This is a genomic window from Undibacterium sp. Di26W (assembly GCF_049340265.1).
Classification (GTDB): Bacteria; Pseudomonadota; Gammaproteobacteria; order Burkholderiales; family Burkholderiaceae_D; genus Undibacterium.
Genome location: NZ_JBMPOR010000001.1, coordinates 405,894 through 423,305 on the forward strand (window position 1 = coordinate 405,894; position 17,412 = coordinate 423,305).

General features: G+C 51.5%; 13 protein-coding genes. 6 read left to right on the forward strand and 7 right to left on the reverse strand.

Annotation, left to right across the window (positions count from 1 at the left end):
* Positions 1–46: 46 nt before the first annotated feature.
* Positions 47–712 (reverse strand): 3-keto-disaccharide hydrolase, encoded by a 666-nt coding sequence (locus ACO0LM_RS01695; protein ID WP_423033716.1) that lies wholly within the window; start codon positions 710–712, stop codon positions 47–49.
* A 98-nt stretch (positions 713–810) separates the two neighbouring features.
* Between ACO0LM_RS01695 and ACO0LM_RS01700 the strand changes: the two genes are divergently transcribed.
* Entirely contained in the window at positions 811–1,737 is a 927-nt protein-coding gene (locus ACO0LM_RS01700; RefSeq protein ID WP_423033718.1) for an alpha/beta hydrolase, read from the forward strand.
* Between the two features lie 72 nt (positions 1,738–1,809).
* Here ACO0LM_RS01700 and rhaM read toward each other — a convergent pair whose 3' ends face one another.
* The 6 genes from rhaM to ACO0LM_RS01730 form a co-directional block, all read right to left on the reverse strand.
* Complete coding sequence (gene rhaM / locus ACO0LM_RS01705; protein ID WP_423033720.1) at positions 1,810–2,124, reverse strand: L-rhamnose mutarotase; 315 nt, start codon at positions 2,122–2,124, stop codon at positions 1,810–1,812.
* Positions 2,125–2,141: 17 nt separating this feature from the next.
* On the reverse strand, positions 2,142–3,353 hold the full coding sequence (locus tag ACO0LM_RS01710) for a glycoside hydrolase family 88/105 protein (protein ID WP_423033722.1): 1,212 nt from the start codon (positions 3,351–3,353) through the stop codon (positions 2,142–2,144).
* A gap of 37 nt (positions 3,354–3,390) precedes the next feature.
* A complete protein-coding gene (locus ACO0LM_RS01715; RefSeq protein ID WP_423033724.1) occupies positions 3,391–4,845 on the reverse strand; it encodes a glycoside hydrolase family 28 protein in 1,455 nt (484 codons plus the stop codon).
* A complete protein-coding gene (locus tag ACO0LM_RS01720) occupies positions 4,842–7,601 on the reverse strand; it encodes a glycosyl hydrolase (protein ID WP_423033726.1) in 2,760 nt (919 codons plus the stop codon). Before ACO0LM_RS01720 ends, ACO0LM_RS01715 begins: the two co-directional genes overlap by 4 nt.
* A 176-nt stretch (positions 7,602–7,777) precedes the next feature.
* Entirely contained in the window at positions 7,778–9,073 is a 1,296-nt protein-coding gene (gene rhaI, locus ACO0LM_RS01725) for an L-rhamnose catabolism isomerase (RefSeq protein ID WP_422981550.1), read from the reverse strand.
* An 82-nt stretch (positions 9,074–9,155) separates the two neighbouring features.
* Positions 9,156–11,264 (reverse strand): bifunctional rhamnulose-1-phosphate aldolase/short-chain dehydrogenase, encoded by a 2,109-nt coding sequence (locus tag ACO0LM_RS01730; RefSeq protein WP_423033728.1) that lies wholly within the window; start codon positions 11,262–11,264, stop codon positions 9,156–9,158.
* Positions 11,265–11,797: 533 nt separating this feature from the next.
* Between ACO0LM_RS01730 and ACO0LM_RS01735 the strand changes: the two genes are divergently transcribed.
* The 5 genes from ACO0LM_RS01735 (at position 11,798) to ACO0LM_RS01755 (ending at position 17,397) form a co-directional block, all read left to right on the forward strand.
* Positions 11,798–12,664 (forward strand): DeoR/GlpR family DNA-binding transcription regulator, encoded by an 867-nt coding sequence (locus ACO0LM_RS01735; RefSeq protein WP_423033730.1) that lies wholly within the window; start codon positions 11,798–11,800, stop codon positions 12,662–12,664.
* A complete protein-coding gene (gene rhaS, locus ACO0LM_RS01740; RefSeq protein ID WP_422981544.1) occupies positions 12,661–13,665 on the forward strand; it encodes a rhamnose ABC transporter substrate-binding protein in 1,005 nt (334 codons plus the stop codon). Before ACO0LM_RS01735 ends, rhaS begins: the two co-directional genes overlap by 4 nt.
* Positions 13,666–13,808: 143 nt before the next feature.
* Positions 13,809–15,380 carry a sugar ABC transporter ATP-binding protein gene (locus tag ACO0LM_RS01745; RefSeq protein ID WP_423033732.1) on the forward strand — a complete coding sequence of 524 codons (1,572 nt, stop codon included), beginning with the start codon at positions 13,809–13,811 and terminating at the stop codon, positions 15,378–15,380.
* Positions 15,377–16,384 carry an ABC transporter permease gene (locus tag ACO0LM_RS01750; protein WP_422981540.1) on the forward strand — a complete coding sequence of 336 codons (1,008 nt, stop codon included), beginning with the start codon at positions 15,377–15,379 and terminating at the stop codon, positions 16,382–16,384. The genes ACO0LM_RS01745 and ACO0LM_RS01750 overlap by 4 nt, the downstream gene beginning before the upstream one ends.
* A complete protein-coding gene (locus ACO0LM_RS01755; RefSeq protein ID WP_423033734.1) occupies positions 16,381–17,397 on the forward strand; it encodes an ABC transporter permease in 1,017 nt (338 codons plus the stop codon). Before ACO0LM_RS01750 ends, ACO0LM_RS01755 begins: the two co-directional genes overlap by 4 nt.
* Positions 17,398–17,412: the final 15 nt, after the last annotated feature.

The following is a 17,412-nucleotide window of genomic DNA, read 5'->3' on the forward strand; positions in this document are numbered from 1 at the left end:
CAGGTATGTCGAAATCATGCGATCAACAAGGTTGCGCTTGCGGGTATCAATCCAGTTTTTGAATGCGCACATTGCGCAGTTCATACGCGGTGCCTTCAAGCTGAAAGCCGATATGGCCAGAATCCGGGTTGGATTTGGTGATCCTGTTTTGCACTATGCCGTTGATCTTGACTTCAACAGACCCGTCCCTGGCAAGAATGTCGCAGCTATTCCATTCGCCAACGGGTTTTTCACTGTCGGCCAGTTTTGCCTTGATGGGGGGATAGGCGCCCTCGGCTGTGGTCAGGGGTTCGGCAAAGCTGGCACCAGCCATGGGCAACAGGTCGCCAACATTTTTGTATTTGGTTTGAATTTGCAGGCTCAGTGGCCACACCTTATCCTTGGGACCAGAGCTGATGTGGATCAGCACACCACTATTACCGGCGGCACCAGTCCAGCGCCATTCTGCATGCAGCGAAAAATTTTTATAGCTTTCCGTCGTAGCGATATAACCCGAAGGCTTGCCGGCAGAAGCAATCACGCCATCAGCCGCGATACTGAACACCTCTTCCATCTTGCTTGCGGGTGAAGTTTGAATTTCCCAACCCTTGAAATCATGGCCATTGAACAGTTCATCGGCATTCGCCACAGGACTGACCATGACAGCCAGGATGGATGCAACAGGCAATACTGACAATTGAAAATGCTTTAAAAAACGCGAAAGTTGACGCATGATGTTCTTTCTCAAATGGAATCGATTTTTTTTGTATTAATGCAAAACCGCTTTATCCAGGACAGCGGGATTTTTTATAACATACTTCATTTACTGCCATGACACGACTTTTTTTCATTTTGTTACTGGCCTTGTCGGCCTCTATCTCTACTTCTCACGCACAATCGAGTTCCATCAGCTTGTGGCCAGAAGGTGTACCCGGCGCAAAAAACATAGGACCAGAACAAGTTGCTGATGGCCGTACATCCAATGTCAGTGAACCCACCTTGACTTTTTATCCTTCTGCCGCCGACAGAAAAAATGGCAGCGCCGTGATCATTTGCCCAGGCGGCGGCTATGTGCGTCTGTCTACCCTGCGTGAAGGAGAGCAATATGCCAACTGGCTCAGTACCCTGGGTGTCAGCAGTTTTGTATTGAAATCCCGCCTGGCAGAATTTGGCCACCCTGCCCCCCTGCAGGATGTCTTGCGTGCCATTCGCCTGGTACGTTCCAGTGCAACGCAATATGGTATAGACCCCAACCGTATCGGAGTGATGGGTAGTTCGGCGGGTGGTCATCTGGCGGCCAGTGCTGGCACTCTGTTTGATCACCCCTTGGGCCGCACCGGTGCTGCGCTTGACAGTGTCAATGCACGCCCTGACTTTATGATACTGATGTATCCCGTGATTACCATGCAAGACCCGTCGGTACATGCAGGGTCGCGTAAAGCCCTGCTGGGTGCGTCGCCCAGCGCAGAATCCCTGCAATTGATGTCACTGGAAAAACAGGTCAGCAGCACGACACCCCCTACCTTGTTAATCCATACCCAAAGTGATAAAACCGTCCCGGTCGAAAACAGCATTCTGTTTTACCAGGCCTTGACCAAAGCTGGCGTGCCGGCGGAAATGCTGTTGTTTGAACGTGGTACGCATGGCATGGGTATGCGACTGGGTAACGGCAACGCATCCGATTGGCCGCACCGTGCCGAAGATTGGCTGAGAGACAGAAAAATATTGCAATCCGACAGCCAGTCACCGGGGAAATAAGCAGGAAATAAGCAGCTAGAAAAATACTAAAATCGCCAGCGCATATCTTGGTATGGGCTGGCGATTTTTTATTTATTCGAAATAAAACACCGGTTTCAAGGCACATTGTTTGGGACGATTATCGGCCTCGACTTCCATCAGGTCTGCCATATAATCCCACCAGCGTTGCATGACAGGATGTTTAGGCAAGTCATCAATCTGGTGATCAGGGTGCAGTTTGAGCACGCCAAACAGATGCAAAGTCTCTTCATCCAGAAAAATGGAATAATCATAAATACCGGCAGCGCGCAAAGCCTCTGCCAGGTCTGGCCACAAATCATCGTGACGGCGGTGATATTCCTCTACGTTGCCTGGCTTTAGCTTCATCCGGAAAGCACGGGTAATCATGACTGGCTCTCCTGCTGTCATTTAGCTGGTTTGACTGTGACCATCTTCTTCAATTCGGCAGCGGCCAGCATAAAGCCACCGACACCATAATCAAAGCTGGATGCCGGTCTGTAGAAGGCGGGTTCGGCACCAGTCTGTTGTATGCCACCCAAGCGGCCATCTGCATACACATGTTTCAGGATACCCTTCCATGCCTTGGCGATCACAGGCTGGTATTCTTTGGGATCAAGAATACCGTGATTGATGCCGTAGGCCATGCCATATACAAACAGGGAAGAACCGGAAATTTCTGGCAAGGGATAGGTGGCCGGGTCCAGCAAGCCAGCATGCCAAAGACCATTTTCATCCTGCAACTGGGCAATGCGGGCTGACATTTCACGCAACTGCTGTATGTAGAACGGGCGTTGCGGATCGTCTTTGGGGATATAGTCCAGTGTCCTGGCCAAGCCACCCATTACCCAACCTTCGCCACGGGACCAGAAAATTTTCTTGCCATTCGGTTCAGTCTTGTTGACATAGCTGGCGTCGCGTGCATACAGATGTTCTTGTTTGTCGTACAGCAGATCGTAAGTGTTTTTCCACTGGGTGTGTACGTAATCCAGGTATTTGCGCTCACCTGTTGCCACATACATTTTTGCCCATACTGGCGGTGCCATGAACAATGCATCACACCACCACCATGGCAGGCGGTCATCACCTGGCTTGAGAGTCTTCAGATCAATCAGGGTATCCAGATCAGCTCTGGTCGGGGTGATGAATTCAGGCTGTTTGTTGAGGAAATACAAGTCCAGATAAGTCTGCGCCACGCTCTGGTCATCCGCATTGGGCAGACGTTTGGCCAATTGCCATTGATGTTGCTGACTCATGGCCAGCATGGCGTCTCTGTATTTACTGTCATTCGTTGCTTCTGACGCTGCCATGAAGCCGGTGTACATGACGCTGGATGTCCAGATACGGCCAAAGTAGGCTTGCGAACGGGCCAATTGCCAGTCCGCCACCTTGCGTAAGACTTTTTCTATAGCTGCTGCTTCGAGCTCTGCTGACAGGTCAGTTGCCAGCGGGCCAGCATCCGCCGGCGCGTCACCAAAATGACGTGAAGTATCCTTGTCGATAATGACTTGCATGGCTGGCGTGGGAAGCGGATAGTTTTGCGCCCAGGTACAGGCTGGCAACATGCTGCCGACAAAACCCAGGCTGGCGAGCATCAGGTATTTTTTTGCGATTTTCAACGTGTTCTCCTTCATTTTATTGTTGCTTGCTTCATGCTTACTTTGCAGCGTCAGATGTCTTACCTGTTACGGTCAAGCCCGATATTTCAGAATCTGCTGATATCTGTACCGGTTTGCCATCTGCAAAAACCAGTGTGGAATCTGACAACTTCCAGCGTTTTACGTAACGAATAAAACCGCCAGTACTTGCCTCAATATCGAGCTTACTGAGATTGAAATCTTCCAGTGGAGCTTGCGCGTACCCTTCAATTTCAAAGGCAGTTTTTGCACCGCGTGCCTTGATGCCAGAGATATTAACGCGACGCAGTCGGGATATTCCATCTTTTTCTGGCACAGGCGTCACCAACACTTTCCAGTAGGCCGGGACATCCTTCACATCATCGGGAATCTTTGCGTAGCTGTATTGCGGGTTCCAGTTCATGATCACACGTAATACGACAGGTACATCAGTCATGACGAAATCATGGATATTCAAATCTTCACCAAAGCCGCCACGTGTGTGTGCCGATTTGAAGAGTATGCCCACTGGCACATCTTTCATGACCGTGAAGCGATATGCTTCAATACGACGAAAACCGCCTGAAGTCTCACTGCCAAAACTCAATCCGGCAACTGCTTCGCGGACAGTGATGTCACGGATAACCACGTCTTCTGTCGGGCGATTGACACGCAGGCCGTCAGAATCACGTCCTGCCTTCAAGACTATCGCATCATCATTGACGGCAATATCAGCTTGCTGGATCAGGATATTTTTGGATGAATCAATGTCTATACCGTCAGTGGATGGACCATGCCCGCCTTCGTTATTGCGGATGGTGAGGCGATCAACGACCACCCTGTCCGAATAACAGATGTGCAGGGTCCAGAAACCTGAGCGACGCAACAGCAAACCGTCACCCACGCGCACATCAGATGCCTTGTAGATTTGCAGCAAGCGCGGGCGACCGGCATCGTAATCCGATGCCCATCTCAGGCCACGGGGCTCATAGGTTTTGCGCAGGCTCCAGTAACTTTCCCAGAATATCTTGCCGTCACCGTCAATCACACCGTCGCCTGTGATGGCAACCTTGTTTTGTTCGTACACATTAATCAGCGCTGCCGGCCAGCTCATCTCTATACCGGCAACCCGGGTAGGCATGACAGGATAATCCTGTATATTTTGTGAGCCCAGCAAGGTGACACCTTTATCCAGGCGCAGTGTGACGCCAGTTTTGAGGAACAAGGCCCCGGTCAGGTAGGTGCCAGTCGGGAACGTCAAGGTATTACCCTCTTTGGCAGCGGCATCAATTGCTGTTTGTATAGCGAGGGTATTGAGCGTCTTGCCGTCACCTTTGGCACCGTAGGTACCGGCACTGATCTCTTTTGCAGCTACGGTGAACGATGTCAGTATCAGTATGGACATCAACGCCGCAGCGACTGCCAGATGCAAGAGCATGGGCAAGACAAATACCATTTCAGTGTGGCGCAACCAGCGCCGTGCTAACAATTTCATTGCAACTTCGCGCCTATCAGCTTGAGTGGTCCAAGAATACCGGCTGGTTGAGCCTGTATCAGATGTGTATCCTGCGGGACGAATCGTTGCCCATAGCGCGCAGACAGCAGGCGATAATCGGGCAGAGCATGGCCAGCCAGGGCATTCAATCCCAGATTGGCGACCTGTATCTCCAGGTGATTATTGCCGGCATGCAGTAACTTGCTGATATCCAGCTGGTAAGGCGGTTTCCATACTGAACCGGCACGCTGGCCATTGACGAAGATGACCGCAGCTTCCCGTACCGGGCTGTCGAGCATGGCACGCATGCCGCTCGGTACTTTAGGTGTCACCTCCAACGGCGTACCCGGACCAAAATCCAGGGTCAGCTTGCTGTCCTTGAGTTGTGCTGCGTTCAGTTCCAGGTCTTTGGTATAGCTTGCAATGCCGGAAAAATAACGGGTTGCTTCATCCTCTGTCCATGAACGCAGACTGGACATATTCACCGTCTGTGTTTTTTCACTGAACTGCACTTTCCAGTCATGGCTTAAATCCACGATGGTGGTGGCATCTGCCAACCTGGGTTCTGACTGGGCATTCTGTGGCGTATCGGTCAGAACCAAGACCCTTGACTCATACGGTGCCAGACGTAACACCGGCTTAATATCGGCATTGCTGATCTTGCCGTCATAGGGATTCCACCAGTAGGCAGCTTTATACTTGCTGCGGAAAGCCGCATTCGCAGTCACATCACGATTGCTGGTGTTGGCAATAAAATAGACATCCGAATCAGTCAATTGCCGACGTATGAAGCCTATGTTTTCTTTTTCAGCGCTGAGTTCCATATCGGCCGGAACGGCGGCCTTCAAGGTAGCGCCAACTGCACTGTCACTGTTGACCAGACTGACCTTGTCCTGATTGGCAAACAGGGTATCTGATGCAAGCTGCACTTCTGCACTGATACGCGCCGCATCCAGGTAGCCTGGTGCCAGCGATGGCTTGCCACCGACAGCGATGATTTTGCCACCAGCACGTACATAGTCATTCAATTTGGCGATCACTGCCGGCGACAGCCGTGTCACATGCGGCAATATCAGCACCGGATAATTGACGCCCAGCTCCATGACGGATTCGGCATCCACATAGTCGATGTTATGCCCGGCGTCGAGTATCTGTGCGCTTAATTCCGGTGTCACATATTTGCCCATTTCTGCCGATACGGACACCTTGCCCAAAGACAGGGTCGCGTAGACATCGTCCGTAGGCAGGAATACAGCGACCTGGTTTGCCGGCTTACCCTGGCGCATCAGGTAACTCATTCTTTGCAGATAGCCATTGACATCCGGCATGACATTCCACCACGGCAGATGGGTATTGAATACCGCCGCCGCATAGAAGGCATAGCCCGGTTCCAGCGTGCCTGGTGGGGTATACGGCCAGCCATGACCGACGAACTGATTGACGCCTTGCAACAGCATGCGATCGGCTTCTGCCTTCATATCCAGCGGTGTCGCGCTAAAGGCAGGTGAATGCAGCCAGGTCCAGGTTTCAGCAGAAATGACGGGGCGGCCATACAGGTGGCCAGCGGAGGTCGCCCAGCGCGTGAAAGAAAACTGGCGGAATTGATAGCCCTCGCCTTCCGGCAAATCAACCAGACGATTACTGGACATGGTCACAGCCGGTTCGCCATAGGTTTGGGAGCGGAAACGCGTACCATGGGCTTTTGCCCATTGATTCACCGGTACCAGATAGCGTTCGTTTGCCAGTTCGGTTTGTGTCAATGCCCAGTCACGCCGTATGGCGGCGGCATCAGCGCCGATGCCGTATTCGATTTTTGGCAGATGTGGTTTCAGGTCATAGCCACGACGACGCTGGAATTCGGCCAGGAAATCATCTGTCCAGTCGGTGCCATAGGCTTCAAGGCTGTCAGAAAAGACGGCGTAAGGTGGATTTTTTCCAAAGGCTTTTAACAGTGGTTCAGCCACGGTTTTCAGATGATGATCAATCGCATTGCGGCTCAGGTGATCAAGCACAAAACCTTCAGCGCCCAAAGCGGCACGCTTGACCTGCTGGCCGGTACGGCTGGCGATATAACAGACGACCACGCGGTCAGCAGATGCTGCCTTGACACTTGCACGCCCACTTTTACCTGGCAGTACCTGCGGTTCAAATAACTGCAATTTACTGCTATCGAGTTGTTTGGGAGTACCATCGGCAACGAAGCTGGCGAGTAATTTTTCGCCATTCATGATGACTGGCAAGGCAAAACTTTCATTCCCACCTGGCAGTTCGATCACGGCGACACGCAAACGGCTGGCGGCATCGCCCACCGTCACATGCACCCCGCCGTAGGGCCAACCGCTGCCCAGCGTAATATCTACCCTGAGTTTGTTGGCACGTGCCTTGTCATTGGCAAAGCTGACATGTTCAAGAAATTGTTTCGATAAATACGGATAATTGTGTGTGCCTTTGGCCGCATCATCCAGTTCCATGGAGTAGACAGCCTGAATTTCAAAGCCACCGAAACCACCTGCTTTCATGTCCAGTATTTCACGTTCCAGTTGCTTCTTTTCCACCGATGGTCCAAACCACCACCAGCGCACCATCGGACGCGCATCATCGGGCGGTGTGGCAAAGGCTTTGACAACTTCCTTTACCGATGGCAAATTCGCTGGGATTGCCTTGCTTTGCCCCATCGCTGGTGTGGTACACAGTATGGCAAGAGAAAACAGGACGCTGGTGCGCAATTCAAGAACAGTAAATGCGGGCTTGGTCATAGAAAATGATAGTCCAGACAAACAGAGAGCAGGTGTCTATCCTGAATGGAGATCAGCTTATTGCTAAGGATATTCCATATGGAGACATGGCGATGAAAAATCCCTCTGAAGCAAATCACCATTACGCAAAAAATGTGCAACAGTACAGGACAAAACAGGCTTCAGAGGGAGCTGAATCAGACGATACCGCTACCGCTGGCACCAGCCTTGGCTGGACGGAGTGTAGCTTGTTTTTCACGATAGCCAGTTGCGCGATAGCAGGCAACCGGATCAATAGCTGCGCCAGAACGGGCGCGTGCCATGGCCAGGATAGGGCTGACATCAGTACGGAAAGCCTGTTTCAGTGTTTGTGCAGCCAGCAGCACATCATTATTTTCCTGATACGCGCTCAATGCCTTGCGGTCTACCAGTGCAGACTGGACAAAAGAACGCTGTACTTCGATGGCACTGGACATCAGGCTTTCTATAGGATCGGTCACATTGTGTGACTGATCCAGCATGTAAGATGGCTTGAAGGCATCACCGTCACGTTGAGCAACATCGGCCAGCTCATTGAAAATCAGGAACAGCTGGAAAGGATTGATACTGCCGGAATCCAGATCATCATCGCCATATTTGCTGTCATTGAAATGGAAGCCACCCAGTTTGCCAAATTGCGCAAGGCGGGCAACGATCATTTCTATATTGGTATTTGGCGCATGGTGACCAAGATCCACCAGGCATTTTGCCTTGGCACCCAATTCGGTTGCGCAGGCATAACTGGTACCCCAATCTGCGATTGTGGTGGCATAGAATGCCGGCTCAAACAGCTTGTGTTCGATATACATCAGCCAGTCTGCAGGCAAGGCCTTGTAGATGTCGCGCATGCTATCGAGATAGCGTTCCAGCGCGCCACGCAAATTGTGCTGACCCGGGAAATTTGCACCATCGCCGACCCATACGGTCAAACCCTTGGAACCCAGTGCACGGCCCAGTTCTATACATTCGATATTGTGTGCTACCGCCTGCTCGCGCACGGCTTTTGCATTGGCAGTCAGGCTGCCGAATTTATATGTCTGCGCCTGATTGGCCTGGTCCTGGAAGGTGTTCGAATTGACGGTATCGAATCCCAGGCCATGTTTGCTGGCAAATTCACGCATGGCCGCTGGATCGCTGCTTTTATCCCAAGGGAAATGCAGGGATACGGTAGGTGTAGCCTGCGTCAGTTGATGGATGACGGCACAGTCTTCCAGTTTTTCCATGACATCGCGTGGTTCGCCCTTGCCCGGGAAGCGTGCAAAACGTGTACCACCAGTACCGACACCCCAGCTTGGCAAGGCTACGGCAAAAGTCTGGGCTTTGGCTGTCAGTTGCTCAATATCCTGTCCGCGCCTAGCCAGCATGCTACCCAGGGCAGCATAGTCTGCATCCAGATTCTGTTGCAGTTTGGCGTTGTGTTCTGCCACTTGACCGTGGTCAATTACTTTATCCATCTTATGTCTCCGTAGTTGCTGACCTGTTGCTGACCTGATCCGTATTGGGTATCAGATCCAGGTCAGTCAATCTTTTAATATTTTAGCGCGTGAATGCAGCAGCATTGCCTGCATCTACGTTGATGATGTTACCTGTACTCTTGGCAGACTTGTCGCTGGCCAGGAAATACACTGCTTCTGCGATATCTTCCGGCAATACGCTGAGTTTCAGCATGCTGCGCTGACGATAGAATTCTTCGATATCATCTGCATCGATTTTATTCGAGACAGCCCGCTCTTCTTTCCATTTGCCATCCCAGATACGGGAACCACGGATCACTGCGTCTGGATTGACCACATTGACGCGTATGCCATGCGCAGCACCTTCGAGGGCGATGCAGCGTGCCAGATGGATTTCTGCCGCTTTTGCCGTGCAATATGCGGAGGCACCAGCAGAGGCGACCAGGCCGTTCTTACTGGCCACAAACACCATGCTGCCGCCGATTTGTTGCTGCTTCATGATGCGGAATGCGCTGCGGCTGACCAGGAAGTAACCTTTGACCAGAATATCCTGATTGCGCTCCCAGATTTCCAGTGTCGTTTCATCCAGCGGTGCAGACGAAGCGATACCGGCGTTCGAGATCAGCAAATCGATACCGCCAAATCGCAAGGACGTTTCGCTCAATATCGCATCAACATCGCTTTCGCGGGTGATATTGGCGCTGATGGTCGCCACATTATCTTTGCCTGCCACTTTGGCCAAGACCTGATGTGCCTGGCTCAATGCCTCGCCATCGATGTCTGTCAGCATCACACAAGCGCCTTCTTGCAACAATTGACGTGCCACAGCCTGACCGATACCACCGGCAGCACCGGTCACCAATGCGATGCGGCCAGCCAGGCTTTTCGGCTTGGGCATACGCTGCAGTTTGGCTTCTTCCAACAACCAGTATTCGATATCAAAGGCTTCTTGCTCTGGCAAGCCGACATAGCTGTCAACGCCATTCGCACCGCGCATCACATTGATGGCATTCACATAGAACTCACCGGCGATCCTGGCAGTTGCCTTATCTTTAGCGAAAGACAACATACCTATGCCAGGGATCAGGTAAATAATCGGGTTGGCATCGCGTACTGCCGGACTATTGTCATGTTTACAACGCTCGTAGTAGGCAACATAGTCTGCGCGATACTGACGCAAGCCTTCATCCAAACCGCTCAAAAGTTGATCAAAGTTGGGATTGGAAGGATCAAAATCAATCACAAACGGGCGAATTTTTGTGCGCAGGAAATGATCAGGGCAAGACGTACCCAGGGCAGCCAGTGCCTGCAAGTCTTTGCTGCAGACAAAATCCAGCACTGTGGTGCTGTCATCAAAATGACCCAGTTTGAATTCTGTTTTACTGATCTTGCCGCGCAGTACTGGCATCAGACGGGCTACCAGGCTGGCGCGCTCTGCTGCTGGCAAGGCGCTGTATTTGGCACCGCCAAATGCCGGCTTACGGCTATTTTCTTCCAGCCAGGATTCAGCACGCTGAATGATCGCCAGCGTGGTCTCGTAGCACGACTTGGCTGTATCACCCCAGGTGAACAAACCATGGCCTTCGAGGATGATACCCTTCAAATTCGGCTGGGTTTGGGAAACTGCTTCCAGCTTCAGGCCCAGGTCATAGCCAGGACGCTGCCAAGGCAACCAGCCCAGTTCGCCTTCGAATATTTTTTGCGTCAAATCCTTGCTATTGGCGCAGGCGGCAATGGCAATGACTGAATCAGGATGCATGTGATCAACATGCTTGCGATTGATATACGCATGCAATGGCGTATCGATACTGGCAGCGCGTGGGTTCAGATTAAAGGTGCAATGTGGCAAATAAGCCACCATTTCATCTTCCAGCGCCAGGCCACGGTAACGACCTTTCAGGGATTGCAATTTATCCATGTACAGTGTCGAAAAGCCATCCATCTTGATGCTTCCCAGATCACCGCCAGAACCTTTTACCCACAATACTTCTACCTGCTCGCCAGTCAGGTAATCCGGCATCATCACCTTGGCCGAGGTATTTCCACCGCCAAAGTTGGTAATGCGCATATCAGAGCCGAGCAGATTCGAGCGATACAGCAATAATTCTGGCTCAGACAAGCCAGCTGCGTATGCGTCGTCCCAAAGTGAAGTGATTGGTTTTTTCTGCTCGGTTTGAATCGTTGAGGTCATACACTCTCCGTTATTGATTAATATTTTTTATGACAAATTCCTTAGAACCTGTTTGCGATCTTACTGCGCGTGCGTGATCGGGGCTCATGCGCTGCTCAAAATGCTCATGTACTTGAGTACATTCCGCTTTTTGCGCGGCTCTTCACCCCGCTGACACTCGCTCGCTACAGATCGCAAACACGTTCTTAGCCTTACCTCTTGGTCTCCTGAGAGGTTACCGAAACTATTGAGCAGTTTGTGATTGCACTGCATTTTTGTCCGGTACGGCGGTGGCAGTCAGTAGAAAACAGCCAGCATTGAGTGTCAATACAGAAGCAATCAAGACGCTGATTGAAATTAGAATAGTCAGCATGATGATTGATTTTCCCAACAGTAGATTGCCAACCAGGGAAATAATCACCTGATTGATCAAAATTTGATTGACGCCCGATTTTTAAGTGATTAGTCTCGTTATACGCCAGCAAATTATTACAAAGCAACGACTGGTGGTATGCCTCGATAAAGACAAAAGACGGCTACAGATGGAGACAAAAATGGTGAATCACAAACGTCGTAAGCGTTTGCTGAAGCTGCTCGCCGAGCACAATTCAGCAAGCGTCCAGCAGTTGGTTGAGTGGCTTAGCGCATCCCCGGCAACCGTCCGGCGCGACATAAGTTGGCTTGCTGCACGCAATCTGTTAACCCGCACACGTGGCGGCGCAGAAAACCTGCAGCAGAAAAAGCGTTCTATTGCGCTCACCAGCGAAACCTTTCAAAACAATATCAAATGCTACGCTGATCGTAAACGGGCTATTGCGCGTTACGCCAGCAATATGTGCAATGATGGTGAAACAATCATCATCAACGGTGGCACCACCACCTTCATGATGGCCGAATTCCTGGTCGACAAACAGCTGAAAATCCTGACGAATTCGTTCATGATGGCTGAGCGCCTGCTGGTATCGAGCGAAAACGAAATCATCGTTCCTGGTGGCCGCGTCTACCGTGAACAAAATGTAATCCTCAGTCCTTTCGATAACGACATCACCCAGCATCACTATGCCGGCAAGATGTTCATGAGCGTATATGGGCTATCCCTGCTGGGTTTGATGGAAGTCGACCCGCTTCTGATACAGGCAGAAAAACGCCTGATCAGCCAGGCCGAAGAATTGATCGTACTGGCAGACAGTTCAAAATTCGCCAAGAAAGCCGGTTTGATACTGTGCGGACTCAATCGTGTCTCCTGCCTGATCACCGATAACAATGCATCTGATTCTGCCGTGCAGTTGCTTGAGCAATCTGGCGTCAAAGTCATCACCGTTGCGCCAGAGGCGATGCCGGTAAAGTACCCGGCTACAAAATTTAATCAGGCTTATGACATGGAGTCAGCAAGCATGTTCCAACCGGAGACAGTGGAATGAAAAGAAGAAAGGTATTACTTGCAGCGCTGGCACTGAGCATGCTGGGCGCACTGCAGGGTTGCGAACAAAAATCGGATAAGGTCAAAATTGCCATCGTCGTTAAAAACCTGGGAAACGGTTTTTTTGATGCGGCACATGAAGGTGCCAAGGAAGCGGCCAAACAAATCGGTAACGTTGAAATCATTTATACCGGGCCAACCACCCCTAGTGCCGAAGGACAGATTGAAATCATCAATTCCCTGATCAGCCAGAAAGTCAATGCGATTGCCATTTCTGCCAATGATGCCAATGCGCTGGTCCCGATCACCAAAAAGGCCATGCAACGTGGCATCAAGGTCATTTCTTTCGATAGCGGCATTGCGCCAGAAGGCCGGTTGATGCAGTTGAACCCGTCGAATGCAGATTTGATCGGTATCAAGCAATTGCAGATGGCGTCTGATGCCATCGGTGGCAAGGGTGAAATCGCTATTCTGTCGGCATCTGCCCAGGCAACCAACCAGAACATCTGGATCAATGTCATGAAAAAGGATTTGGAGAAACCCGAATTCGCAGGCCTGAAACTGGTGGCAACCGTCTACGGCGACGACCAGTCCGACAAGAGTTATCGTGAAGCAATAGGCCTGCTGCGCAGCAATCCCAACCTGAAAGTGATCATTTCCCCTTCTACTGTCGGCATCAATGCCGCCAGCAAGGCGGTGGTGGATGAGCATCTGGTCGGCAAGGTATTCGTTACCGGCCTGGGCTTGCCTTCAGAAATGGCTGGCCATGTAAAAAGTGGAGCTGTCAAGGAATTTGCTATCTGGAATCCTATCGATTTGGGTTATGCAGCGACTTACATTGCCAATGAATTTGTCAAAGGCAATCCGAACGCCAAGGCTGGCGGCAGTTTTGCCATTGGCCGCATGGGAACGATCGCGATTGACGCCAATGGTGAAGCAGCCATGGCCCCTCCTTTCACCTACAACAAGGATAATGTGGAGCAGTTCTCCAAGATATTTTAAGCAAAGAAGCCCACACATGTTGACCTGAGCACCTGTCGCCGGGTCATCTGCAAACAGAAAATCAGCTGTCTGTCACAGATTCATTTCTTGCGGTCAGACCGGCGGCTGAGTTTTCCTATCCATCATCTCCTTGCCTTATGTTAATGACGAACGAGCACAATCCGTTTCCTATCGCGCCCGACGGTTCGCTGGCCCCACCCATCCTGACGCTGAAGGGTATTTGCAAACGCTTCCAGGGCATCATTGCATTACATGAAGTGGCGCTGAACGTCCGTGCCGGCGAAGTCATGGCATTGATAGGTGAAAACGGGGCAGGCAAATCCACCCTGGTCAAAACCCTGACCGGCATTTACCAGCCTGATAGTGGCAGCATGCACATTGCAGGCAAAGAAGTGCGGTTTGCCACACCACAACAGGCCATGCTGGCAGGTGTCACTGCAGTGCATCAGGAAACTGTCATGTTTGATGAACTGACGGTTGCTGAAAATATTTTTATAGGCCGGCAACCCATGCACGGCTTTCCTGCACGTGTGAACTGGCCATTGATGGAAGCGCAGGCAGAACGCCTGTTTACACGGCTTGAAGTTTCATTGCCGGTGCGCGCCAAGGTCAAAGACCTGAGTGTGGCACAACGCCATTTTGTAGAAATTGCCCGCGCCCTGTCACAAGATGCGCGCGTGGTCATCATGGATGAACCAACGGCATCCCTGTCGCAGCGCGAAATCCAGGAACTGTATCGCATTATCAGGCAATTGCGCGCCGCTGGCACTGCCGTTATTTTCATCTCGCATAAGTTTGATGAAATATATGCCGTGGCAGATCGCTACACCGTCTTGCGTGATGGTCATTTTGTGGCCGAAGGTGCACTGGCCGATATTTCCGAACCAGATCTGGTATCGCTCATGGTGGGACGTTCCATCCATCAAACCTTCCCCAAACAGGAAGTGGCAATAGGTGACACCCTGCTGGAAGTGAAAGATTTTTGCCATCCTACCGAATTCGACAATATCAATTTCTCGCTGCGTCAGGGTGAAATACTGGGTTTCTATGGACTGGTTGGTGCCGGTCGCTCGGAAGTCATGCAAGCCCTGTTCGGGCTTAGCAGCAATGTGCGCGGCAGTGTCAGCCTGGCAGGCAAAATCCTGGATATAAAATCCGCCAAAGACGCCATTGCCCACGGCATAGCCTATGTACCGGAAGACCGGCAACACCAGGGCGGCCATCTGACCATGTCGGTACAACAGAACATCACCCTGCCCATATTGGACAGGATCGGGTTCTTGCTGGGAGCACGTCGCAATGAAGAGGCTGCAATTTCCAGGCATTACAGTGAACAACTGGAACTGAAAGCTAGTCACCTGACGCAAATGATCGCCGAACTGTCGGGCGGCAACCAGCAAAAAGTGGTGCTAGGTAAGTGGCTGGCGACCAAACCCAAGGTCATCATTCTGGATGAGCCAACCAAAGGTATTGATATCGGTTCCAAAGCTGCCGTGCATCGCTTCATCAGCGAACTGGTATCGACCGGCCTGTCAGTCATCTTGGTGTCATCCGAATTACCTGAAGTATTGGGCATGTCAGACCGCGTCATTGTCATGCATCAGGGACATATCAAAAAAATATTTGACAGAGCCCATGCCACGCCAGAGAGCGTCGTCGCAGCAGCATCTGGTAGCGACTCATCAGTAGTGGAAATGGCAGAGGAAATAGCATGAACCGTTTGAAGTACCTGCAGCAAAGGGAAGTATTGCTGGGATTGATGATCGTCTTGTTGATCGGCCTGGTGGGCTTGCGTGCGCCTATCTTTCTTGGCATGTCCAGCCTGTCTAACTTGCTGACCGACAGTACTTTGCTGGTCATGCTGGCGGTGACACAGATGTTTGTCATCATCACGCGTGGTATTGATTTGTCGGTTGCCTCCAATCTGGCCCTGTCAGGCATGATGTCGGCCTTGCTTGCGTCTAAATTCCCTGGTCTGCCGCTGTTGCTGATTGTACTGGTGGCGATGGCCATAGGCCTGGGTCTGGGCCTGATCAATGGTTACCTGATCGGTTATCTGGGCTTGCCGCCTATCGTTGTGACGCTGGGCACCATGAGTGTCTACCGCGGCCTGGTCTTCGTATTGTCTGGTGGTGCCTGGGTATCGTCACACCAGATGCCCGCTGACTTCATTGCCTTCCCGCTCAGTCAATTGCTGGGGATTACGCATCTGGTCTGGATTGCCGCCATCGTCGTTGTACTGATGTGGTATCTCGCCCGTTATACGCATTTTGGCAGGGATTTGTATGCCATTGGCAACCAGCCTACGGCCGCCAACTATATCGGCATCCCTACCCCGCGCCGCCTGTTCTGGACCTATGGATTGTCTGGCCTGATGGCCGGCTTGTGCGGTTACTTGTGGGTGGCACGTTATGCGGTGGCCTATACGGAAATTGCCTATGGCTTCGAATTTACCGTCATTGCAGCCTGCGTCATTGGCGGCATTAATATTGCCGGTGGTGCAGGTACGGTATCTGGCGCGGTGCTGGGTTCACTGTTTTTGGCAGTTATCAACAATGCGCTGCCGGTCGTTAAAATTTCCCCATTCTGGCAAAGTGCATTGACAGGTGTGGTCATTCTGACTGCCGTCATGATCAATGCGCGCAGTAACAAAAAAGGCAGCCGGCAGATTTTGCCTTTGCAACTGCTGCAAAAGAATGCAATCAGGAGTAGTACGTGAACACCACCACCATGACATCACCAACCAACAGCTCACGCTATACCATACGCGACAAGGAAGAATTTCAGTTCAAGAAATTCTTCTCCCATTGGGAAACCTTGCTGGCTTTACTGTTTGTCGCAGCATTCATCATCAATAGCCTGCTGCTACCGAATTTTTTTGACTTGCACAACCTGGCAGATGGCACCTTCAACTTCAGTGAAAAGGCCCTGATTGCCCTGCCCATGGCCTTGTTGATTATCTGTCGCGAAATTGATATTTCAGTTTCCGGTATCCTGGCGCTTTGTTCTGTTGCCATGGGTCTTGCCAATTCGCTTGGCCTGCCCGCCTACAGTCTGCTGTTTATTGCAGTCTTCACCGGTGCGGCCTGCGGCAGCCTGAATGGTTTGCTGGTCACGCGTTTTGCCCTGCCATCCATCGTGGTGACGATAGGCAGCGTATCCCTGTTTCGCGGTCTGGCCAGTGTGGTGCTGGGTGATCAGGCATTCACGGCCTATCCACAGTTGCTGATTGATTGGGGCCAGGGTTATTTTTTTGATTTCATCCCCAGGCAGTTCATCATCTTGCTGTTCTTCGTCGTTCTGTTCGCCATCATCCTGCATGCTACCAGTTTGGGTCGCAGGATTTACGCCATAGGCAATAACCCGGTTGCGGCCAGGTTTTCCGGCGTGTCGGTGGACAAATACCGTTTCATGTTATTTACACTGACTGGTGCCATGGCAGGTCTGGCCGCCTTTTTACTGACCGGACGCATAGGCAGTACGCGCCCGAATATTGCCACAGGGTGGGAGCTGGAAATCATTACCATGGTTATCCTGGGTGGTGTCAGCATTGCTGGCGGAGCAGGCACCATCGTTGGTGTGTTCCTGGCGGTATTGACACTGGGCGTCGTCAATTACGGCATGGCACTGGCGAATATACCTGGCATCATCATGACCATAGTGGTCGGTATTTTGCTGCTGATTACCATCGCCCTGCCTCGTTTGTTGAACCGTAAAAAACAAAGAAAATAATATGCAAGGCAGCCA